The sequence below is a fragment of the Streptomyces griseomycini genome, from assembly GCF_014203535.1.
Taxonomy (GTDB): domain Bacteria; phylum Actinomycetota; class Actinomycetes; order Streptomycetales; family Streptomycetaceae; genus Streptomyces; species Streptomyces griseomycini.
Genome location: NZ_JACHJI010000009.1, coordinates 14,741 through 36,270 on the forward strand (window position 1 = coordinate 14,741; position 21,530 = coordinate 36,270).

General features: G+C 75.2%; 16 protein-coding genes and 1 tRNA gene. 6 read left to right on the forward strand and 11 right to left on the reverse strand.

Annotation, left to right across the window (positions count from 1 at the left end):
• Complete coding sequence (locus FHS37_RS24595) at window positions 1-984, reverse strand: methyltransferase domain-containing protein (RefSeq protein WP_184824910.1); 984 nt, start codon at window positions 982-984, stop codon at window positions 1-3.
• Window positions 985-1,040: 56 nt separating this feature from the next.
• Here FHS37_RS24595 and FHS37_RS24600 point away from each other — a divergent pair, with 56 nt between their 5' ends.
• The 4 genes from FHS37_RS24600 (at window position 1,041) to FHS37_RS24615 (ending at window position 8,838) form a co-directional block, all read left to right on the forward strand.
• On the forward strand, window positions 1,041-1,454 hold the full coding sequence (locus tag FHS37_RS24600; protein ID WP_184824912.1) for a globin: 414 nt from the start codon (window positions 1,041-1,043) through the stop codon (window positions 1,452-1,454).
• Window positions 1,455-1,624: 170 nt separating this feature from the next.
• Window positions 1,625-4,897, forward strand: coding sequence for an FtsX-like permease family protein (locus FHS37_RS24605; RefSeq protein WP_184824914.1), 3,273 nt, complete (start codon window positions 1,625-1,627; stop codon window positions 4,895-4,897).
• Between the two features lies 1 nt (window position 4,898).
• Entirely contained in the window at window positions 4,899-7,700 is a 2,802-nt protein-coding gene (locus FHS37_RS24610; RefSeq protein ID WP_229889811.1) for an ABC transporter permease, read from the forward strand.
• A 118-nt stretch (window positions 7,701-7,818) separates the two neighbouring features.
• Window positions 7,819-8,838 (forward strand): ABC transporter ATP-binding protein, encoded by a 1,020-nt coding sequence (locus FHS37_RS24615; RefSeq protein WP_184824916.1) that lies wholly within the window; start codon window positions 7,819-7,821, stop codon window positions 8,836-8,838.
• Between the two features lie 112 nt (window positions 8,839-8,950).
• Here the strand turns inward: FHS37_RS24615 and FHS37_RS24620 are convergent, their stop codons facing one another.
• From FHS37_RS24620 to FHS37_RS24655, 8 genes are all read right to left on the reverse strand, one after another.
• Window positions 8,951-9,622 carry a DUF8185 domain-containing protein gene (locus FHS37_RS24620; protein WP_184824918.1) on the reverse strand — a complete coding sequence of 224 codons (672 nt, stop codon included), beginning with the start codon at window positions 9,620-9,622 and terminating at the stop codon, window positions 8,951-8,953.
• Window positions 9,619-10,053: an acyl-CoA thioesterase gene (locus FHS37_RS24625; protein WP_184824920.1), complete on the reverse strand. Its 435-nt coding sequence runs from the start codon at window positions 10,051-10,053 to the stop codon at window positions 9,619-9,621. Before FHS37_RS24625 ends, FHS37_RS24620 begins: the two co-directional genes overlap by 4 nt.
• 4 nt (window positions 10,054-10,057) lie before the next feature.
• The gene (ettA, locus tag FHS37_RS24630) at window positions 10,058-11,722 is read right to left on the reverse strand and encodes an energy-dependent translational throttle protein EttA (protein WP_184824922.1); all 1,665 of its coding nucleotides are present in this window, start codon (window positions 11,720-11,722) and stop codon (window positions 10,058-10,060) included.
• A 135-nt stretch (window positions 11,723-11,857) separates the two neighbouring features.
• A complete protein-coding gene (locus FHS37_RS24635; protein WP_184824924.1) occupies window positions 11,858-12,163 on the reverse strand; it encodes a hypothetical protein in 306 nt (101 codons plus the stop codon).
• A gap of 189 nt (window positions 12,164-12,352) precedes the next feature.
• Complete coding sequence (locus tag FHS37_RS24640; RefSeq protein ID WP_184824926.1) at window positions 12,353-13,762, reverse strand: Cys-Gln thioester bond-forming surface protein; 1,410 nt, start codon at window positions 13,760-13,762, stop codon at window positions 12,353-12,355.
• Window positions 13,763-14,062: 300 nt separating this feature from the next.
• Entirely contained in the window at window positions 14,063-14,542 is a 480-nt protein-coding gene (locus tag FHS37_RS24645; protein WP_184824928.1) for a single-stranded DNA-binding protein, read from the reverse strand.
• Window positions 14,543-14,916: 374 nt separating this feature from the next.
• The gene (locus tag FHS37_RS24650; protein WP_184824937.1) at window positions 14,917-16,896 is read right to left on the reverse strand and encodes a YfjP family GTPase; all 1,980 of its coding nucleotides are present in this window, start codon (window positions 16,894-16,896) and stop codon (window positions 14,917-14,919) included.
• A 3-nt stretch (window positions 16,897-16,899) separates the two neighbouring features.
• Window positions 16,900-18,510 (reverse strand): dynamin family protein, encoded by a 1,611-nt coding sequence (locus FHS37_RS24655; protein WP_184824939.1) that lies wholly within the window; start codon window positions 18,508-18,510, stop codon window positions 16,900-16,902.
• A gap of 322 nt (window positions 18,511-18,832) precedes the next feature.
• Between FHS37_RS24655 and FHS37_RS24660 the strand changes: the two genes are divergently transcribed.
• Window positions 18,833-18,908 (forward strand) — tRNA-Arg (locus FHS37_RS24660).
• A gap of 175 nt (window positions 18,909-19,083) precedes the next feature.
• Here FHS37_RS24660 and FHS37_RS24665 read toward each other — a convergent pair.
• Both FHS37_RS24665 and FHS37_RS24670 read right to left on the reverse strand, forming a co-directional pair.
• Window positions 19,084-19,302 (reverse strand): hypothetical protein, encoded by a 219-nt coding sequence (locus FHS37_RS24665; RefSeq protein WP_229889812.1) that lies wholly within the window; start codon window positions 19,300-19,302, stop codon window positions 19,084-19,086.
• 312 nt (window positions 19,303-19,614) lie between these two features.
• Entirely contained in the window at window positions 19,615-20,031 is a 417-nt protein-coding gene (locus tag FHS37_RS24670; protein WP_311136970.1) for a DUF6416 domain-containing protein, read from the reverse strand.
• 219 nt (window positions 20,032-20,250) lie between these two features.
• On the opposite strand from FHS37_RS24670, the gene FHS37_RS24675 reads away from it, so the two are divergent.
• Window positions 20,251-21,207 (forward strand): alpha/beta fold hydrolase, encoded by a 957-nt coding sequence (locus tag FHS37_RS24675; RefSeq protein WP_229889814.1) that lies wholly within the window; start codon window positions 20,251-20,253, stop codon window positions 21,205-21,207.
• The last annotated feature ends 323 nt before the right edge of the window (window positions 21,208-21,530 follow it).

Genomic DNA, 21,530 nt, shown 5'->3' on the forward strand with positions numbered 1-21,530 from the left:
TCAGGAGGGCAGCGGCCAGACGCAGGGCCCCCGGGGGTCGTCCAGCCACGCGCGGGCGCCCTCGTCGCCGACCGTGAGGCCGTAGCGTTCGCGCTGCGGCCGGCCCTCGCGCTCCCACAGGGCGTACGCCTCCCGCGGGTCGAGGGCGCCGGCGGTCAGCTCCAGCAGGAACCGGAGCAGGTCGTTTCCCCGGGCCGGGCGCGGCAGCCCGTCCGGGTCGGGCCGCTCCTGCCACGACCGGCTCGCACCGCGCAGCGGGACGAAGTAGGCGGGCGTGCGCAGGAAGCGCCCCTCGGCGTGCCCGGTGTCGCGCACGGTGAGCACGACGACCCCGGTGGCGAACGGGGCGAGGATCCGGGCGCCCGGACGGCACTGCTCGAGCCAGGCGCGCGGGACCGAGGGCAGGGCGCAGGTCGCGATGATCCGGTCGAAGGGGGCGCGTGCGGGCACCCCGCGCACGCCGTCGCCGGTGACGACGACCGGGTGGTACCCGGCGGCGTCCAGGTGCCGGCGGGCCGACCCGGTGATCTCCGGATCGAGGTCGACCGTGGTGACCAGGTCGCCGGTGCCGAGCCGGTGGGCGAGCAGGGCGGCGTTGTAGCCGCTGCCGGTGCCGATCTCCAGGACCGCCTCGCCGTCGCGGACGCCCAGCTCGGCCAGCATCAGCGCCATGAGGGAGGGCTGGCTGCTGGAGGAGAGCGGCTCGTCGCCGCGCAGCAGGATCGCCAGCGGCGTGTCCTCGTACGCGCCGCGCAGCCACCGCTCCCGCGCCCGGGGGTCGGGGCTCCCGCTCCACCGGCGTTCGTAGCCGTCGGCGACTCCCACGTAGTAGGACGGCACGAACAGGTGGCGCGGCACCGCGGCGAACGCCTCCCGCCACACCGGGTCGGCGTCGAACGCCCCGCTCGCCTCGATCTCGCGCACCAGAGCCGCCTTCAGCGGGACGGCGAGGCCGTCACCGTTCCCGCGGTCCTGCCCGTCCATGACTCCACGGTAGGGCGGTCCTAGGCCTCGAGTCCTATGTCGCGCCGTCTGAGACCATGGACGGCGTGACAGAGATTCGGCGCGGCACGCTTCAGGAGCAGACCTTCTACGAGCAGGTCGGCGGGGAGGAGACCTTCCGTCGGCTCGTCCACCGTTTCTACCAGGGGGTCGCCGAGGACCCGCTGCTGCGGCCCATGTACCCCGAGGAGGACCTGGGCCCGGCCGAGGAGCGGCTGCGGCTGTTCCTGATCCAGTACTGGGGCGGTCCGACCACCTACGGCGAGCAGCGCGGCCACCCGCGGCTGCGGATGCGGCACGTCCCGTTCAAGGTCGACCGGGCGGCGCACGACGCCTGGCTGAAGCACATGCGGGACGCCCTCGACGAGCTCGGCCTGTCCGAGGAGCACGAGCAGACGCTGTGGAAGTACCTGACGTACGCGGCGGCCTCGATGATCAACACCCCGGGCTGATCCCCGCGGGTCCCGGCCGCACGACCGGACGGAAGAATTCCGGCCGGAATCCGGAGATCCGTCGCCGGAATCCGGTCACGATCCGGTCAAAGCCGCGCTCCGGGCGCTTACCCGTGGCCGGTCTCCTCTGACAGCATCACCCGGAGGCCTGGACGACCACGGGGGGTTGGGTGGCTGCCGCAGGGGGGTCGGCGAGGTTCGTCCTCGCCCGCGCACGGGCGTACCGGCCGCTCCTCGCGGCCGCCCTGCTCACGGTCCTGCTGACCACGGCGGTACTGGCGACCCTCACCGCCTACTCCGCGTCGATCGGCGACGCGGCCCTGCGCCACGCCCTGGGGAACCCCCGCAACGCCGCCGACACCGCGCTCGTCGTCAGGGCCGACGTCCCCGCGGACCGTCGCGCCGCGGCCGGCACCGCCGTCCGCGAGGGCGCCCGGAAAACCTTCGACGGGCTGCCGGTGACGCTGCGCACCCTGACCCGCTCCGGCCCGTACGCCCTGCCCCGCTCGCTGCGCCCGCCGGACGAGCGCGCCCGGGCGGACGAGCCCGACCTGACGCACTTCGCGGCGCTGGACCGCACCCAGGTGCGGATCACCGAGGGGCGGACGCCCCGGGCGGCCGCCGGAGCGGTGGTCGAGGCCGCGCTGCCCGAGACCGCCGCCCGCCGCCTCGGCCTGGAACCGGGCGCCCGCTTCACCCTGACCGACCGGCTCGACGGACCGGCGGCGAAGGTGCGGGTCACCGGCCTGTACCGGCCGGTGGACGCCGCCGCGCCCTACTGGCGGCTGGACGAGCTGAAGGGCCGCGGGGCCGTCGAGGTCCACTTCACCACGTACGGCCCGCTGCTCGCCCACCCCTCCGTGCTCACCGGGGACCGGGTCAGCGCCGGTACGTCGGGCTGGCTGGCGTCGGCCGACTTCTCGGCGGTGGACACCGGACGGATCGACGCGCTGCGCGAGGCGGTGCGGCGCGGTACCGCCGCCCTGCCCGAGGACGAGGCGCTGGGCGGCACGGCGACGGCGACGAGTGCGCTGCCCGCCGTGCTGGACCGGGTCGAGCGCTCCCTGCTCGTCTCCCGCTCGACCCTGCTGATCGTCGTCCTCCAGCTCGTCCTCCTCGCCGGCTGCGCCCTGTTCCTGGTGGCCCGGCTGCTGAGCGCCGAACGCGCCGCCGAGACCCGGCTGCTGCGGGCGCGCGGCGCCTCCCGCGCCCGGGTGGCCCGGTTCGCCGCCCTGGAGGCGCTGCTGCTGGCCGTGCCGGCGGCGGCCTGCGCCCCGCTGCTGGCGGGCCCGCTCACCGGGCTGCTGGCCGGGCGGGGCGCGCCGGCCCGGATCGGGCTGGAGCTGGACACCTCCGTCGGTTCGGTCGCGGGCCGCGGCACGGTGTGGCTGGTGGCGGCGGCCGTGGCGGTGGGCTGTGCCCTCGCCGTCACGGTCCCGGCGCTGACGTCCTCGTCCACGGCCGGCCGGGCCCGGCCGCTGCCCGGCGCGGTGCGCGCGGGTGCGGACGTCGGACTGCTGGTGGTGGCCGCCGTCGCGTACGTGCAGCTGAGCCGCCGGCCCTCCGGGGTCGTCGGCCGCGACCTCGGCGTCGATCCGCTGCTCGTCGCGACCCCGGCGCTGGCGCTGCTCGCCGGCACGGTGCTGACGCTGCGGCTGCTGCCGCCGGTGGCGCGGCTGGCCGAGCGCGGGGCGGCCGCCGGCCGCGGGCTGCCGGGGGCGCTGGCGGGCTGGCAGCTCAGCCGCCGGCCGAGGCGCGGCACGGGCCCGGTGCTGCTGCTGGTGCTCGCGGTCGCGCTGGGCGTGCTGGCGATCGGCCGGGGCTCCTCGTGGGAGCGCTCGCAGGACGACCAGGCGGACTTCCGGGCCGGCGCCCCGGTGCGCGTCACGGACTCCGGGGAGACGGAGTTCGGCCGCACCCAGGCCTACGCCGCCGTGCCCGGCGTACGCCGGGCCGCCCCCGCCGTCCGTACGACCGCGCCGCTGGCCGGCGGCCGGACGGCGACCGTGCTCGCGCTGGACACCGCCCACGCTCCGCAGACCCTGCTGATGCGCTCCGACCTGGCCGCCGGGCCGGTGCGCGCGCTGTCGGCGGACCTGGCGCCGAAGGGCGCGACGGCGGGCGCGCGCGTACCGGCGGGCACCGCGCGCCTGGCGCTGACGGCACGGGTGCAGGGCGCACGGGCCCGCCCGGCGGTCGAGGTCGGCGCCATCCTGGAGGACTCCCACGGAACCCCGTACGAACTCCCCCTCGGTCCGCTCCGCGCCGACGGACGGGCCCACACGCTCACCCTCGACCTCGACGCGCTCACCGACGCGCCCCCGGGCGCGCTGACCCTGACCGGGCTCCGGCTGGACCTGTACCAGCCGGTCGGACGCGCGGAGGAGCACCGCTTCACCGTGACCGCGCTGACCGCCGCGGACGCCGACGGCCGGTACCGGCGGCTGCCGCTGCCCGACGCCTGGAGGCCGTCCGCGCACGGCGACGAGGAGTCCCCGCCCGACGGTGACACCGGGCCGGGCCGGCCCCGCGTCACCTCGGCCGACCCGCTGACCGTCGCCTACGGCACGGGGTACGTGCCGCGGGAGCTGTCCTGGCGGGCCACACCGCTCACGGTCCGCCTGCGGGTGGTGCAGCCCGCGGCGCCCGAGGTCACCGCCGTGGCCACCGACCGCTACCTCGCCTCGGCGGGCGCCCGCCCCGGGCAGCGCCTGGACGTGCGGATCGGCGGCTCCACCGTCCCGGTGCGGATCGTGCGGGCGGTGCGGGAGCTGCCGTCCGTACCGACCGGCGGCGCGGACGACGGCGGGGCCCTGCTGCTCGACCTGCGGACCGTCAACCGGGTGCTCCAGGCGCGCGACGGCGGGAGCGTGCCGCCCACCGAGTGGTGGCTCGCGACCGCGCCGGACGCGTCGGCGCGGGTGGCCGAGGCGCTGCGCGGCCGGCCCGACGTCGATCCGTCCCAGGTGGTGGTGCGGGACGAGATCGCCGAGGAGCTGCGCGAGGACCCCTTCGGCGCCGGGCCCGGAGCGGCGTTCGGCGCGGCGGCCCTCGCGGCGGCGGCGCTGGCGGCGGTCGGGTTCGCGGTGGGCGCGGCGGGGTCGCTGCGGGAGCGGTCCGCCGAGTTCGCGGTGCTGCGCGCCCTGGGGGCCTCCCGGCGGCGGCTGGCCCGGGTGGTGGTCGTCGAGCACGGCGTGCTGGTCGCCCTGGCGCTGGCGGTGGGGGTGCTGCTCGGCGCGGTGCTGGCCCGCGCGGTGATCCCGCTGCTCCTGCTGACCGCCGAGGCCACCCGCCCGGTGCCCTCGGTGCTGGTGGAGCTGCCGGCCGGGCGGGTGGCCGCGCTGCTGGCCGCGGTGTCGGCGGTGCCCCTGCTGGTCACGGCGGCGCTGGCGCTGCGCCGGGCGGACTCCGTGACGCCGCTGCGGGAACGGGGAGGTGAGTGAGGTGACCGTCCGGTCCCCGGAGCGGCGGGTGGCCGCTCCCTGGGTGCGCACCCGGCTGCGGACCGCTCCCGGTGCCGCGGCGGCCCTGGCGCTGCTGGTCGCGGTGACCGCGTTCCTGGCCGCCGCGCTGCCGCTCGTGACCGACCGGTACGGCGACGCGGGGCTGCGCCGGGCCCTGGAGACGGCCGGGCCGGACCGCACCACCGTGCGGCTGTTCGCCCCGCCGGACGGCTTCGTCGTGGAGTCGGGATGGCAGGGTACGGACGGGCGGGGCTGGGACGGACCGGAGGCGAGCCTGCGCCCGGACGCGATGCGCGACTCCTACGCCGCGGTCCTCGCGTCGGCGGGCCGGTCCCTCCCCCTCGATCCGGGGCAGTCCACCCACGGTGTCCGCACCACCGGGAAACTGACGGTCCCTGACCCCTGGCTGTCCCGGCCGGACGACCTGCCCCCGCGCTTCTCGCTCGTCGCGCAGCACGGACTCGCCGACCACGCCCGGCTGCGGGCGGGCCGTCTGCCGGAGGCCCGGGGCACCGTCACCGCGACGACGCGGACGGTCGAGGCCGCCGTCAGCTCCGAGACGGCCCGGAAACTGAACATCGGGGTGGGGTCCGTCCTCCACGTCCCCGGCACGGGGCGCGCCCCGCTCGCGGTGCGCGTCACCGGCATCGTCGACCCGCGCGCGCCCCGGGGGGCGTACTGGTCGACCGATCCCCTGCTGCGCACCCCGGGCCTGGTGACCGTCCCCGGTGACCCGGAGCGCAGCCGGTACTGGATCGGCGCGCTGCTGCTGGCGCCCGGCGCCGCCCCGGCCATGCTGGGCACGCCCGGGGGCCCGGAGCGGTACTGGCAGCTGGCCCCGTCCGTCTCCGCCCTGCGCGGCCACGACCTGCCCCGGCTGACGTCGGTCGTCGCCTCCCTGGTGTCGGGCCCGCTCCTCCGGCAGGCGCGCACGGCCACCTCCCCGGACACGGAGGCGGACACCTCGCTCGACGACGTGCTCGCCGACCACGCGCGGCTGCGTTCCGCCATCGGCCCGCTGGTCTCCGTCGCCGTCTTCGGCACCGGCACGGTCGCCGCCGCGGTCCTGCTCGTGGCGGGCGGTCTCGCCGCCGACCGGCGCCGCGCCGAGCTCGCGCTGCTGCGGGCCCGCGGCGGCTCCCTGCGCGGTCTCGCCGGCCGGCTGCTGGCCGAGACGGCGGTGGTCGCCGTGCCCGCGGCCGCCCTGGGGCTGGCCGCCGCCCGGCTCGCGGTCCGCGAGGCCCGGCCGTCCCACGCCGTGGCCGCCGCCGCGGCCGTCGCCCTCCTCGCCTGCGTGGCCCTGCCGCTGCGGGCCGTCGCCGCGCACCGTGCCGTACGCGTGCGCACCGCCCGCGAGGACGTGGCCTCGGTACGTCCCTCGAGGCGCCGCACGGTCGCCGAGCTCACGCTGTTCGTGCTGGCGGTGGGCGCGGTCGTGGCGCTGCGCACGCGCGGCGTGTCGGACGGGCCGGAGGAGGCGGGAGCTCCGGGGACCTCGGGGGACCAGCTGGTGTCCCTGGCGCCGGTGCTGGTGGGGGTGATCGCCGCCCTGGTGCTGGTACGCCTGTACCCGCTGCCGCTGCGCGGGCTGGCCCGTCCGGCCGGGCGGCTGCGGGGCGTGGTCGGCCCGCTGGCCCTGGCCCGCGCGGGCCGTGCGTCCGGCTCCGCGGTGCTGCCCCTGCTGGCGCTGCTGACCGCGCTGACCACCGCCGCCTTCGGCGGTTCCGTGCTCAGCGGCGTGGCCGACGCCCGGGACCGCGCGGCCGTGCTCGCCGTCGGCGCCGACGCCCGCGTCGCCTCGCTCCGGGCACTGCCGTCCGACCTGGCCGACCGGGTCCGGCGCGTGCCCGGCGTGCGCGAGGTCACCCCCGTCGGCATCACCTACTTCGCCCAGCCCCAGGACGGGCAGATGACCGTCCAGATGGCCGGCGTCGACCCGGCCGGCTACGCGGCCCTGTCCCGGCACACGGACATCGGCCCCTTCGGCCCGGACGCCCTGAGGGCGTCCGGGGACTCCGGCACCGGTCCCCTGCCCGCCCTGGCCTCCCCCGCGGTCGCCGACCACTACGGCACCCGGCCGTTCGCGGTGCGCCTGGACGACGGCAGCTTCGTCACCGTGCGGATCGCGCTGGTGCGGGAGCGGACCCCGGCGCTCGGCGACCAGGACTTCCTGGTCGTGGACCGGTCCGGGCTCCCCGCCCACGCCGCCCGCCCGACCTCGCTGCTGGTGACCGGCGCCCACCCGGACGGGGCCGCGCTGCGCGAGGCGGCGGGCGGCGGGGCGCAGGTCCGGGTGCGCGCCGAGGAGTTCGCCGGTCACGTCGACTCGCCCCTCCAGTCCGGCGCCGAGCGCGTCTACGCCGCGGCGGTGGCGGCGGGCGCCGGATACGCCGTCCTCGCCCTGCTGCTGACCCTGCTGCGCGCCGCCCCCGAACGCGCCGCGCTGCTGGCCCGGCTGCGCACCATGGGCCTCACCCGCGCCCAGGGCCGCCGTCTGCTCGTCCTGGAGTCCCTCCCGCAGGCCCTGCTCGCGGCGATCGGCGGCACCCTCACGGCCTGGGCCACCATCCGGCTGCTCTCCCCCGGCGTCGACCTGACGACCGTCGCCCTCTCCGTCTCCTCGTCCCCGGCGGGGCGGGCGGTGCTGCGCACCGACCCGGTGTCGCTGCTGGTGCCGGCGCTGGCGGTGGTGGCGGTGACCGTCGGGATCGCGGTGGCGCAGGCGTGGTGGACGGGGCGCCGGGGATCGGTGCGGGAACTGAGGGCGGGCGACGCCCGATGAGGCGGCCGCACGACGACGGGCGGCGCCCGGCGGCTCCCCCGCCTCCCGCACCCCCCTGGCCCCGCTCCTGGTCCCGCCCCCGGCCCCGACCGACCGACACCCGCCCAGGAGGCCCTCGATGACCTCGAACCCCACGCTGGCCGATCTGGCCGGCCGCGTCGCGGCCGACCGCGGCCGTCCGGCCTTCGGCCACGACGCGCTCATCACCTGCGACCGTCTGGTCCGCGTCTTCACCGCGGACGGCGTGGAGGTGCAGGCCCTGCAGGGGCTGGACCTCCTGGTGCGCGAGGGCGAGCTGATGGCCCTGGTGGGCGCCTCCGGCAGCGGCAAGTCCACCCTGATGAACATCCTGGCCGGCCTGGACACCCCCACGGCCGGCGCGGCCCGGGTGGCCGGCCGCGATCTGCTCGCGATGAACGCCAGGGACCGCCTCGCCTACCGCCGCGAGGTCGTCGGCTTCGTCTGGCAGCAGACCTCCCGCAACCTGCTGCCCTACCTGACGTCGGCCCAGAACGTCGCCCTGCCGATGCAGCTCGCCGGCTTCCGGGGCCGGTCCCGCGGCGCGCGCCGCGCCCGTGCCGAGCGCGCCCTGGAGCTGCTGGAGCTGCTGGAGGTCGCCGACTGCCGCGACCGCTTCCCCCACCAGATGTCCGGCGGCCAGCAGCAGCGCGCCGCCATCGCCGTGGCCCTCGCGAACGATCCGTCGGTGCTGCTCGCCGACGAGCCCACCGGCGAGCTCGACTCCCACACCGCGGAACAGATCTTCGCCGCGTTCCGTGCCGCGAACGAACGGCTCGGCACGACCGTCGTGATCGTCACCCACGACCAGGCGGTCGCGAGCGAGGTCCGCCGCACGGTCGCCATCCGCGACGGCCGCACCTCCACCGAGGTGCTGCGCCGCAGCGAGGTCGACGCCACCACCGGTCACGAGACCGTGGTCGCCCGCGAGTACGCCATGCTCGACCGCGCCGGCCGCCTCCAGCTGCCCGCCGAGTACACCCGGGCCCTCGGCATGCGCGACCGCGTGGCGCTGGAACTGGAACCCGACCACATCGGGGTGTGGCCGGACGACAGCGGACGGGACCGGACGGAGGACGCCGACGGACGGGACCGGACGGGACCGGGGAAGCGGAGCTGAGCGGGTCCGGGGAACGGGACCGGGAGGCAGGACCGCACGGGGCCGGGAGACGGGACCGCACAGGACCGGGGAAGCATGGCCGGCCGGGGCCGGGAGAGGTCCTGCGGCGGCCTCAGCGCACGCTGAGGCCCAGCGCCCCGAGCCCGGACCCGCGCACGGCGACCGACCCGTACGGCGTCCGCAGCCGCAGCCAGGCGCCCGAGGAGAACAGCGCCGGCTCGTCCCCGCGCAGGAACCCCAGTGACTGGGCCGCGTGCACCGCCCGCACCGGAAGACCGGTCCCCGCGACCGTGCGGGACCAGATCTCCCGCCCGATCCGGTCGAGTTCGGCACGGGTGCGCCGCTCCGGCGCCAGCTCCTCCGTACGGGAGCGGAACTCCGCGACCGAGGCGGCGACGAGCTCCCGCAGCGCCCGGGACGCCGGCAGCCCGGGCACGGCACGCCAGCCGCCGCGCGGCGGCAGCACCCCGGCCCACGGCGGCCCGGTCACCGCGTCCGGCACGGCGGCCGTGGCGGCGGCCTCGTCCACCGACTCCAGCAGCTCACCGGCCGACACGGTCACGTCCAGCGTGGCGTCGAGCCCGTTCTCGTAGGGCTTGGCGAGCCGCACGGCGCGGACCGCGAGCACCTCGAAGGAGGGCGGCCGCCCGAAGACGGCCAGCGCGGTACCGGCCGCCTGCAGCCGCACCGCGGCCGAGCGGTCGTAGTGCAGCAGCCGGGAGAGGAAGGCCGCGAGATCCGCCGCCTCCCCCTCGTCGGCGAGGTGGAGCACCGTGACCGTCATGCGGCGACGGCCTCCTCCTCACCGTCGTCGGCCGTGCCGTCCGCGTCGTCCGTGTACTCCTGGAGGAACTCCCGCTCCTCCGCGGTGATCCGGCGCGGGCGCTGCGCCTCGAAGTCGAACGGCACGATCACCGTCGACGCCGTGACGTAGATCCGGTCGCCGTCCTTCACCTCGTAGGCGAGGGTGAAGGAGGCGGCCCTGATCTCGGTGACCCACAGCTCGATGTCGACCGGGTGGTGCCGGTGGACGAGCTGCCGCTTGTAGTCGATCTCGTGGCGCGCCACCACCGACCCCTGCTGGAAGTCCTTGTCCGGGCGGAACAGGAAGTCGATACGGGCCTCCTCCAGGTACCGGAGGAACACCACGTTGTTGACGTGACCGTACGCGTCCATGTCCGCCCAGCGCAGCGGGCAGCGGTAGATGTGCCGCAAGAGATCAGCCCCGGGTCAGCTTCTTGTAGGTGGCGCGGTGCGGACGCGCCGCGTCCGCACCGAGCCGCTCGATCTTGTTCTTCTCGTACGACTCGAAGTTGCCCTCGAACCAGAACCACTTGGACTCGCCCTCGTAGGCGAGGATGTGCGTGGCGATGCGGTCCAGGAACCACCGGTCGTGGGAGACGACCACGGCGCAGCCGGGGAACTCCAGCAGCGCGTTCTCCAGGCTGGAGAGGGTCTCGACGTCGAGGTCGTTGGTCGGCTCGTCGAGGAGCAGCAGGTTGCCGCCCTGCTTGAGGGTGAGCGCGAGGTTCAGCCGGTTGCGCTCACCGCCGGAGAGCACGCCGGCCGGCTTCTGCTGGTCCGGCCCCTTGAACCCGAAGGCGGAGACGTACGCGCGCGAGGGCATCTCGACCTGGCCCACGTTGATGTAGTCCAGCTCGTCGGAGACGACGGCCCACAGGGTCTTCTTGGGGTCGATGTTCTCGCGGCTCTGGTCCACGTACGAGATCTTGACGGTCTCGCCGACCTTGATCGAGCCGGAGTCGGGCTCCTCGATGCCCTGGATCATCTTGAACAGCGTGGTCTTGCCGGCGCCGTTGGGGCCGATGATGCCGACGATCCCGTTCCGCGGCAGGGTGAAGGAGAGGTCGTCGATGAGCAGCTTCTCGCCGAAGCCCTTGGTGAGGTTGTTGACCTCGACGACGACGTTGCCCAGGCGGGGGCCCGGCGGGATCTGGATCTCCTCGAAGTCCAGCTTCCGCATCTTGTCGGCCTCGGCGGCCATCTCCTCGTAGCGGGCCAGACGCGCCTTGGACTTGGCCTGCCGACCCTTGGCGTTGGAGCGAACCCATTCGAGCTCCTCCTTCAGCCGCTTCTGCCGCTTGGCGTCCTTCTGCCCCTCGACCTTCAGGCGAGCGGCCTTGGTCTCCAGGTACTTCGAGTAGTTGCCCTCGTAGGGGTAGAGGCGACCGCGGTCGACCTCGCAGATCCACTGGGCGACGTTGTCGAGGAAGTACCGGTCGTGGGTGACCGCGACGACGGTGCCCGGGTACTTGGCCAGGTGCTGCTCCAGCCAGTTCACCGACTCGGCGTCGAGGTGGTTGGTGGGCTCGTCGAGCAGCAGCAGGTCGGGCTGCTCCAGCAGCAGCTTGCACAGCGCGACGCGGCGGCGCTCACCACCGGAGAGGTTGGTGACGGGCCAGTCGCCGGGCGGGCAGCCCAGGGCGTCCATGGCCTGCTCCAGCTGGGCGTCGAGGTCCCAGGCGCCTGCGTGGTCGAGCTGCTCCTGCAGCTTGCCCATCTCGTCCATGAGCTCGTCGGAGTAGTCGGTCGCCATCTGCTCGGCGATCTCGTTGAACCGGTCGAGCTTGCCCTTGATCTCGGCGACACCCTCCTGGACGTTCTCCAGGACGGTCTTCTCCTCGTTCAGCGGCGGCTCCTGGAGCAGGATGCCGACCGTGTAACCGGGCGTGAGGAAGGCGTCACCGTTGGACGGCTGCTCGATCCCGGCCATGATCTTCAGGATCGTCGACTTGCCGGCGCCGTTCGGGCCGACGACGCCGATCTTCGCCCCCGGCAGGAAGCTCGTCGTCACGTCGTCGAGGATCACCTTGTCGCCGTGCGCTTTGCGCGCCTTGCGCATGGTGTAAATGAACTCAGCCAAGAGAAACCGTCCGGCAGCTTGAAATCTGGCAGTGGGCAGATACACCCCATCTTGCCTGACCGCCACCCCTGGGGGGAAACCAGTACGGCCCGAGGGCTCTGCCCGGGGGTACACCGGTGGCGGACGGGCCCGGGCTCACCGGCCCGCCCCACCGGCCCAGTCCTCGGGGAAGAGCGGCGCGGGGATCAGGACGGCGAAGGCGATCTGGGCCATGACCTGGTACGCCAGCGGTTCGGACGCGCTGACGAAGAGGAGCGGCCACGCGCACAGCACCAGCGGGATGCCGAGCAGCACGCGGAACCGCACCGGATGCACACGGTGGTGCACCGGCGCGGCGAACACGGCGATGAGCAGGGTCGGTACGCCGACGAACGGCAGCAGAAGCGCCCCGAGCTCCAAGGTCTCCAGGAAGCCGTCGTCCCACCGGACCGTCTGCGCCACGGCCGGCCACACCGCGGCGTGCAGGAGCAGGTACGTGAGGACGCACCGTCCCGTCCGGCCCAGTACGCGCCCCCCTCTGCGCTCGGCCGCCCGCTCCGTCGACGCCGCACTCCCGCGACCCGCACCCCGAAGATCTGAACGCGTTCAACACAGCCCGCGCTCCCTCCGGGGCAGCTGCCGCGGTGGTGCTCAGTCCCCGGAGGGGGCCTGCCTGCGGCGGGTGACGACCAGGCCCGCTCCGCCGAGGACGACCAGGGCGATGGCGGTGCCGGCGATCCACGGGGTGGCGCTGGATGCTCCGGTCTCGGCGAGGTCGGTGTCGGTGGACGTGCCGGCGAGGGGGGTGGGGCCCGGGTCACCGAGGGTGTGGGTGGTGGTGCCGATCTCGGCGGCCCGGGTCCGGCAGTCGAGCATGCCGGTGAACCGCTGCTCGAGGCCGCCGGGCCCCTCGATCGTGAAGTCGTACGGCCGGTCCTCGCTCAGCGGGAGTGTCACCGTGCGGGTCTCGCCCGGCGCGACGGTGTGCTCCAGACCCGCCAGCTCGAAGGTGAAGGGTGCGTCGCCCCGGTTGGCGGCGGTGACGTCCACACCGCCCTCGGCGCAGTTCTCCCGGGCGGACAGGGCCGGTACCGGCCCCTTCTCCGCCCAGGTGGCGCTCGCCGTCGCCGAGACCGTCGACTCGCTCGACCCGGCCAGGATCTGCGTCTGGCTCCGGCTCTCGGAGGCGAACGCACGGCCGACCGGGACCGTGGTCGAGGCCTGCGCGGTCAGCTGGGCCGTGTCCGCCGCCGCGTCCTCGGGCACGTCGAAGAACACCCGGCTGCCGTCGGCGGCGGTGGTGACGGGCTCGCCGTTCTCGTCGACGATCCGCACCCCGCTGGTGGCGGCGTCCGCCGGCGGGGAGACCGTGACGCTGCGCGCGTCCGTGCGCACCGTCACGGGGCCGATCCGCTCGCCCGGGCGGCCGGAGACCGCCGGCGGGTCCAGGGTCAGCGACGCCCTCGGTTCCGGCTGGTTCCGGGCGTGCTTGTGCAGGTAGTCCGCGAGCTGCTCGGCCTGCGGGTCGACGGCGTCCACGGCCACGTCGTCGGAGTAGCGCCAGATGGCCACCTGCGTACCGGCCGCCGCGTCCTGCTCGGTGAGCTGGCCGCGCACGCCCGCCCGGTCGGCGAGCGCCGCGAGGTCGTTCACCTGGGGGTAGGAGTTCTGCAGGATCCAGCGGATCCGGCCGGCGTCCTCGTTGGTGCCCAGCGAGGTCCCGCTCCAGGGGGTCTCGTGATACCTGGCGTCCTTCTGCGTGGGCGTGTGGATGTCGACGCAGTAGGTCTGCAGCATGCCGCCGCCCTCGACGGACATCTCGAACAGGCCCGCCGACACCTGCTGGTCCCCGGCGGCGCCGCGTATCACGGCCGCGCCGTACGTCTTCAGCCCGCCTATGGTCGCGACCGCCCCGCCCTGCCTCGGCGCCGTCTCGTCGGCGACGGCGGTCCCGGCGCCGGCCAGCACGCCGGTGACGGCGAGCCCGGACACCAGCGTCCCGGCGGCGAGACGGGCCGCCCCTCGGCCACGCACGGACAAGGCGGAGAACGAAGCAAACACCGAATTCCCTTCCGAGCAGGACCCGTTGGCGTGGGGGGACGGTCCCACCAGCAGAATCACCGGCCCCGAGCGTCCCGGGGGCCATGCCCGGAATCCTAAGGACGCGGTGTCACCGCGCTCGCCGATGATCCGTTCGGAGGGGTGATCCGACTCGGAATCGTTATCGCCGGGGCCGCCGCGAGCCGGACTTGTCGACAAATCCGTCCGGGACCGTTCGGTACGCACACGCCGATAAGCCGCACTTCGGCCGACGCGCCGGCGCCGGGCGCGCACGGGCGCCGTCGGCGCGGACCGCTGACATCAGGTCAGCACGGCTGGTTCCGGACGTCGTTGGGGAACGCTCGCGGTTCCCTCCGGCGCCTCACCGGGCCGGGTCGCCCAGTCGGGCTCGGACCGGTCCGGTGCCACCGCCTGCTCCGGCCGGCCCGTGCGCTTGAAGGCGGAGGTGCCGCGGGCGAGGTCGTGGCCGATCGCCACCGCGTCGATGTCCGCCGACACCCAGCCCTGCTGTCCCTCGCGCAGCTCCGTGCGCACCTTCAACCGGCCCTGGACGACCACCGGTTCGCCCACCGACAGCGAGGCGGCGGCGTTGGCGGCGAGCTGCCGGTTGGCCCACACCGTGAAGAAGTTGGTGTGCCCGTCCGTCCACGCGCCCTTCTCCCGGTCCCAGTACCGCGAGGTGACCGCGAGCCGGAACCTCGCCGACGGACCGGACGCCGTCTCCCGGTACACCGGCTGCGTCGCCACGTTGCCCACCGCACAGACCATCGTCTCGTTCATCGCGCTTCCCTCCCTCGGCCGGGCACCGCCGCCGGCGCCGGCCGGATCCGCGTACGGGCCCGTCCCGTACGGCTGCGTCCGCCGCGACGGCCGCGTACTCGCGGGAAGCACGCCGCCGTCGCCGCGGCGACCGCACACCGTGCCGCGATCACCGCGAAACCAGACTGCCCGCGCCGGACCGGGCCCGCCGATCGCTGTGGACCACCGCCGTCCTGTGGACATCTCCGTCACCCGGACGAGTCACCCGCAGCCGCCCCGGGTCGGTCCACGGCCGCCTCCCGATCGTTCTGCGGCCGCCCCACGACCGCCCCGGGGCCGGCCCACAGCCGTCCCGGAGTCCCGGCCGTCCCGGAGTCCCGGCCGTCCCGGGGCCCTCAGCCGCCCCCGATCCGGGCTCCCGCCCCCACCCCCACGACCCGCCCGTACTGCTCCCGCACCTCCCGGTACCGCAGCAGCTCCGCCGCCACCGGATCCAGGACCCTGGCCCGGCCGCACCCGGAGGCCGCCTCCCGCAACCGTCTCTCCGCCTCCTGCCCGTATCTCCGGGCCGGTCCCCGGGCGGCCATGCGGCAGCTCCACTCGATGAGCGGCCCGCCGACGATGCCGATCACCATCAGCAGCACCGGCACACCCAGGTTGGGCGACACGACCCCGATGATCTGGCCCAGCAGCCACAGCCCGCCCACGAACTGGAGGACCGTCATCGACGCCTGGGCGAGTACGGCCACCGGCCACCACCCGGGCCGCGGCGGCCTGCCCGGCGGCAGTCCCGCGCGCACGGCCAGCTCGTCCAGCGCCTCCGGCAGCCCCTGGGAGCCGCGCACCGCCGCCTCCCGCACCGCCTGCGCCCACGACGCCGGCAGTCCGGCCGAGGCCCGGTCGGCCACCGTGCGCACCGCCTGTTCCACGCGCTGGCGGGCCGTGATCTCCTCGTCGTCCTGTCCGCGCAGGAGCTGCCGTCCGGTGACCGGGTCGCCCCGGTCCTGGCACCAGCGCCACAGCCGCAGCCAGGGCGTGCCGCACGCGCGGTTGGCGTTGCGCAGCCACGCCCGCTCGGCGGCCTCGCCCGCCGCGGTGGCGCCCACGGCGTCCGCGAGCCGGTCCAAAAACTCCTCGCGCGCCTCCTCGCTCAGCCCGGCGCGCCCCCGGGTGGCGTACGCGGGCCACAGCCGGGCCGCCGCGACGTCCACGTCCGCGGAGATCCGGCGGGCCGGGGCCCCGCGCTCGACCACGAACCGGCTCAGCGCCTCCCGCAGTTCACCGACCCCGTCGCCGGTGAGCGCGGACAGCGCGAGCACGGTCGTCCCGGGTTCGCCGTACTCCCCGAGGGCGACGCCGTCCTCGTCGAGCAGGCGCCGCAGATCGTCCAGGACCTGGTCGGCGGCCTCGCCGGGCAGCCGGTCGATCTGGTTGAGGACGACGAACATGACCTCCGCGTGAGCCGCCATGGGCCGCAGGTAGCGCTCGTGCAGCATGGCGTCGGCGTACTTCTCGGGGTCGACGACCCAGATGACCGCGTCGACCAGCGCCAGCACGCGGTCCACCTGCTCGCGGTGCTGTACGGCCGCCGAGTCGTGGTCGGGCAGATCGACCAGGACGAGGCCGCGCAGCCGCTCGTCCGCGTCCACCGTCGCCTGCAGCGGCCGCCGCCTGAGCCGGGGCGGGATGCCGAGCCGTTCGACGAGGCTCGCCGCGCCGTCGCTCCAGCTGCACGCGATGGGCGCGGCGGTGGTCGGCCGCCGTACCCCGGTCTCCGAGATGGCCACTCCGGCCAGCGCGTTGAACAGCTGCGACTTGCCGCTGCCGGTCGCGCCCGCGATGGCGACGACGGTGTGCTGCCCGGAGAGCCTGCGCCGTACGGCGGCCTCCTCCAGCACCCGGCCCGCCTCCGCGAGGGTCCGGTTGTCGAGCCGGGTGCGGGAGAGCCCGACCAGCTCGCGCAGCGCCTCGAGCCGCAGCCGCAGCGGCGTGTCGTACGCCAGGGGGGGCACGGGCCGCGGCACGGGGCTCCGGGGCTCCGTCGCGGCGGACTGTTCCGCCCCGGCGTTCTCGGCCACCCGCCGGGCGATCAGCCCGTCGTCCCAGGCCTCCGCTCCGGTTCCCGTACGGCGGGCGCGGTGGTCCGCCGCCGGGTCCGCACGGTCCCCGCGGGACGGACCGCCGGCGCCGTCGCGGTCGTCCTCCCCGGACGGCCCGGACGGCCCGGACGGCCCGGGCGGCCCCGACGCCCCACGACCGCCCTCCCCGGGGTGGGCGTGCTCACGGTCGTCGCGTTCCGGCCGGTCCTCGTCACGGGGGGTGTCCCCCCGGCGATCGGGGTGCTCGGTGTGGTCCTGGTCAGTGACGGCGGTCACCGGTCACCTCTCCTTCTGCAGTACGGACAGCGCGGCGATGAGTTCGGCCTGGGGTTCCGCGTGCACCTCGAGCGCGTCGAGCGGGGCGAGCCGACGTTCCCGTTCGGCGTGCATGACCCGGTCCATGTACTCCAGGAGCAGCCGTCCGCCCCGGTCACGCAGCCGCAGCGCCCCGTGGGCGCCGATCCGTTCGGCGAGCCCCTCCCCGGCGGTGCGGGTCCGGCGGCCGCCCAGCAGCACCGTGGCGACCAGCGCGGCGACCGTCTCGGGGTCGGGCGCGACGCCGCGGTCCAGCTCGCGCACCTCGTCCTCGGCGTACTCCTCGAGCTCACGCCGCCAGCGCCGTACGGCCAGCCCGATCCGGTGCTCGGCGCCCTCCGGTGAGGAGTCCCGGCCGACGAGCTCGGGGGCGTCCGCCGCGGGCTCGCGCCGCCAGGCCTCGTCGACGCGCTCGTCGGCGGCGGCGACGGCGCACAGCAGCAGCGTGCTCAGGCTCTCCGTCAGGGCGTCGAGCAGCTCGCCGGGGGTGCAGTCGAGCGGGAAGGCGCGCCAGCGCTTGAGCGCGTCCCCGGAGAGCACGGCCCCGGCCTGCAGCCGGCCCCGCACGCGCGCGTGCTCGCTGTCGTACGCCCCGTCGACGGCCGCGGTGAGCCGCAGCGCGGCCGCGTACTGCGCGGCGGCGGCCCCGGCCAGTTCGGGCATGCGGGTGTCGAGGGAGCTGAGGACGCCGTACGCGGTGCGGGCCATGACGTGCTGCCGGGCGGCGGGATCGTGCGTCTGGTGCACGAGCCAGGTCCGCAGCGACGCCACGGCGGTGGCGGGCAGCAGCCCGCCGCCCCAGGCCGACTCGGGCAGCTCGGGCACGGTGAAGCGCGGTACGTGGCCGAGGCCGGCCTTGGTGAGCAGGGCGCCGTACTGCCGTGACACCTCGTTCACGACCTGGTGGGGCACGCGGTCCAGGACGGTCACCAGGGTGACGTCGTACTCCTTGGCGGTCCGCAGCATGTACCAGGGCACGGCGTCCGCGTAGCGGGCGGCGGTGGTGACCATGATCCAGATGTCCGCGGCACAGATGAGTTCGGCGGCGAGGACCCGGTTGTCGGACACCAGGGAATCGACGTCGGGCGCGTCCAGGAGGGCCAGGCCGGGGGGCAGGGTGTCGGCGGTCTCGACGCGCAGCACGCGCGCGGGGTTCTCGCCGGGGAGGAGCAGCTCCTCCGACGGGTCCTGGTGACGGGGCACCCACACGCGTGTGAGGTCGGGCAGCACCCTCATCCCGCTGAACCAGTGATGGTCCTCCGGATGGCAGACGAGCACCGGCGTCCGTGTCGTCGGCCGCAGCACGCCCGCCTCGCTGACCCGCCGCCCCACCAGGGAGTTCACCAGGGTGGACTTCCCGGCTCCGGTGGATCCTCCGACGACGGCCAGCAAGGGCGCTTCGGGATCCCTCAGCCGGGGCACCAGATAGTCGTCGAGCTGCGCGAGCAGTTCGTCGCGGTTGGCACGCGCGCGTGGGGCCCCCGCCAGGGGCAGCGGGAAGCGTGCGGCGGCGACACGGTCGCGCAGGGCGGAGAGTGCGTCGAGCAGCTGAGGCCGTACGTCCAAGGTCACCACATGCGAAGAATGCCCAATTTTAGGGGAATTCTGAAACATATGAGCATGTCTGCGCGCCGACAGGACACAAGGGACGGAAGGAACGACCGGGACACGGGCGCGGCCCAGGCATAACGAGTGCACAACACCCGGTGCGCGAGACGCCAAAAGCGATGCACGATTCGTACCTGCCTGCGATTATCAGGACCGCTTCACCGAACCTCCACACCGAGCCACGGAGGCGAGGCGACAGGGACAAGGATGCGGGAGCCCTATCCTTGTCTCCGGCAACGTCAGGGAGCGGCCCGGACCCGGGCACCACGACGACAGGCCACCACACCCGGCCCCCGTAGCTCAGTGGATAGAGCAGGCGCCTTCTAAGCGCTTGGCCGCAGGTTCGAGTCCTGCCGGGGGCGCCACTCTCCGCCCTCCCCTCCGGGAGGGCTTTTTGCTGGTCAGGGCCGGTGCCGGCCGCCATGACGAAGCCCCGGACGCCCTCTTGGCGATCAAGGGCGGACTCCGGGGCCGTCCGGCTGTCACCGGGTTTTCGCGGGTGGCCGTGTCGAATACGTGTCGAAGTTCCCGGCCGGTGAATCAGCCGGCGCCGGGTGCCTCCGGCAAGTCGCCCGCGGCTTCGAGCCGCCGTTTCAGGTCCGGCAGCTGCCCGTCGACGCACCGGGCGTATGTGACGGGGAGCACGGCCGCGCTGTTCCCGGCCCACTCCGCCGCCTGGGCGGACGGAGCGCCGTCGTTGGGCCGCTCGCTCAGGCGCGTGTGCCGGTTGGCGTACACGCGCCGCCCGGCCGTGCCCATGGCCCGAGCGCGGCCCGCACCACCGGATCACCCGCGTCGGCGAGCGCCAGGGCGTCCCCGTGCTCGCCGACCGCGCCCGCCCGGACGCCGGGCCAGGGGAGACCGCACCGGTCAGGCGCCCCGCCGGGCCGCGACTTGCCGCTCATCCGGCACACGGTCGTCCGCGCGCCCTCCGCAGCACGGGCACCGGTGGAGCGGGGCGTGGCCGGCCCGAAGTCCTGGCGCGTCTTCCGCGGAGCCCGGTGCAGCACGGATCGGACGTCGTCGATCGCCGCAGCCGCCCCACCCCCGGAGCGTCAACGCCGAAGAGCCTCACGGGCCGAGCCGGGCAGCCAGGAACACCGCCGCCACCGAGGGGCGGACCGCGTAGGTCGCGCCCGCGCTCCCCTCGGGGGCCTCCCACCAGTGGAACGGGTACCGCCGCCCGCTCCTGCCGCGTGCCTTGCTCATCCCGGACAGCACACCTGCCACGCGCCGCGCCGGATCGCCCCCGTTCGGCCCGCCCAGGACCTCGTCCACCAGCTCCGTGCAGTGGACCCTCCGGCCGGGGTTGCGCAGCAGGTGCTCGAACACCTGCCGGGCCTGCGGCGCGAGTTCGGCCAGGAACACCGCGGCGCGCCCCAAGTCCTCGGGGCCCCATTCCGGGGCGTCGTCGTGCCCCTCTCCACCGGAGTGCCCCGCCCATCGCGGATCAGCCTCAGCCAGATACGCCGTCATGTCCGCCCCCACGTCCCGTCCTCGAGGGCCTTCATTCTGCCCGCGCCGGACGCGTCCCGGGGCTGCCGCACCCCCGACCGGCCTCACCTCCGGCGACGCCGACCGTCGGCCGGTAAGCAGATCCGCCAGGATCGCCCACAATTGAGTGATTGCGCCGGGACGGTGGGGTTCCTGGTAATCATGGAGCGGTTCGCCGTCTTTCCGTCGTTCCGCTGTTTCCCGGAGCCGCTCATGCGCACTGCCGTCATCGCCGCCCAGGACCCGCCCGCCACCGGGGGCTCCGGACCCGTCCCTCCAGCGTCGGGGCAGGTGGAGGAGCGTGGACTCGTCTTCGAGGGCTTCGCGTACCAGTGCCGCATCGTCCACCGGTCCGCGCCGCTGACCGCGCCGCTGGTGCTGCTCGGGGGCTCGTCCCAGAACAGGTACTCGTGGCAGGGCCACGAGAAGTACCTGTCCCCGCTCGCCACGCTGGTCACCGTGGACCTCCCCGGCTACGGCACCGCGGACTTCCTGCCCGCCCGGTACGGCATCGACTTCCTCGCCGCCGCGGTCCGGCACATGCTGGTCGAGCTCGGGATGCCGCGCGTGAACCTCTTCGGCGGCTGCTTCGGGGAGGTCGTCGCGCTGCGTTTCGCGCAGCTCCACCCCGAGTTCGTCGCCCGCATCGTGTTCTGCGGTGCCGCCAAGCGCTTCCCCGAGCTCTACACCGACGCCGTCCCCCACCTGACGCGCGCGATCGAACGCGGCGAGATCGAGGAGGCCGCCGCCGGGCTGGTACGGCTGTTCATGTCGAACCCGGGCGCCGGCCAGGTCCGCCGGCACGCGGCCGTGACCCGCCTGCTCCACCGGCAGTTCCTGAACCAGACGCCGGACGAGCTGGTGAAGGCGGTCGAGCACAACACGAGGCTGCTGACGCACGGCTGCTACGAGCCCCTGCCCGTCCCCGCCGTGCCCTCCCTGGTGTTCACCGGGGAGTACGACACCCTGTGCACCCCGCAGATGAACCGGGAACTCGCCGCGACGATGCCCTCGGCGCGGTTCACGACCGTCAAGGAGGCGGACCACCTGGTCACCGTGGAACGCCGGGAGGAGTCCTCGGACCTGATCGGCCGGTTCTTCACCGATCGCCCGATCGACGGCCTGCCGTACTGCAACGCCGTGGAATCCCCGGGACGCGCGGCCGGGTGACGCCGCTGCCGCCCCGGCCGGGACCTACGGCCTGACGGGCGGCAGCGGCGGGCGCCGAGGGGCCGCCCGGACGTCGTGCGCGTGGTTGCCGCCGGTGGTGAGCCGGCGGCTTTCCTGTGCGCTCCGGACTCCGCGGCGCCGACGGCGACAGCGGCACCGGCGGCGTGTCCGCGGCACCGGTTCCCCCGGCACGACTTCCACCGCGCATCCGGGGCGTTGCCGCGCAACGGCAGATGGCCGGACCCGTGGACGGGTCCGGCCATCTGCCGTTCGGGCAGCCGCTGCTCACAGTGCTGCGGTGGGGGCCATGCGCAGCTCAGCGG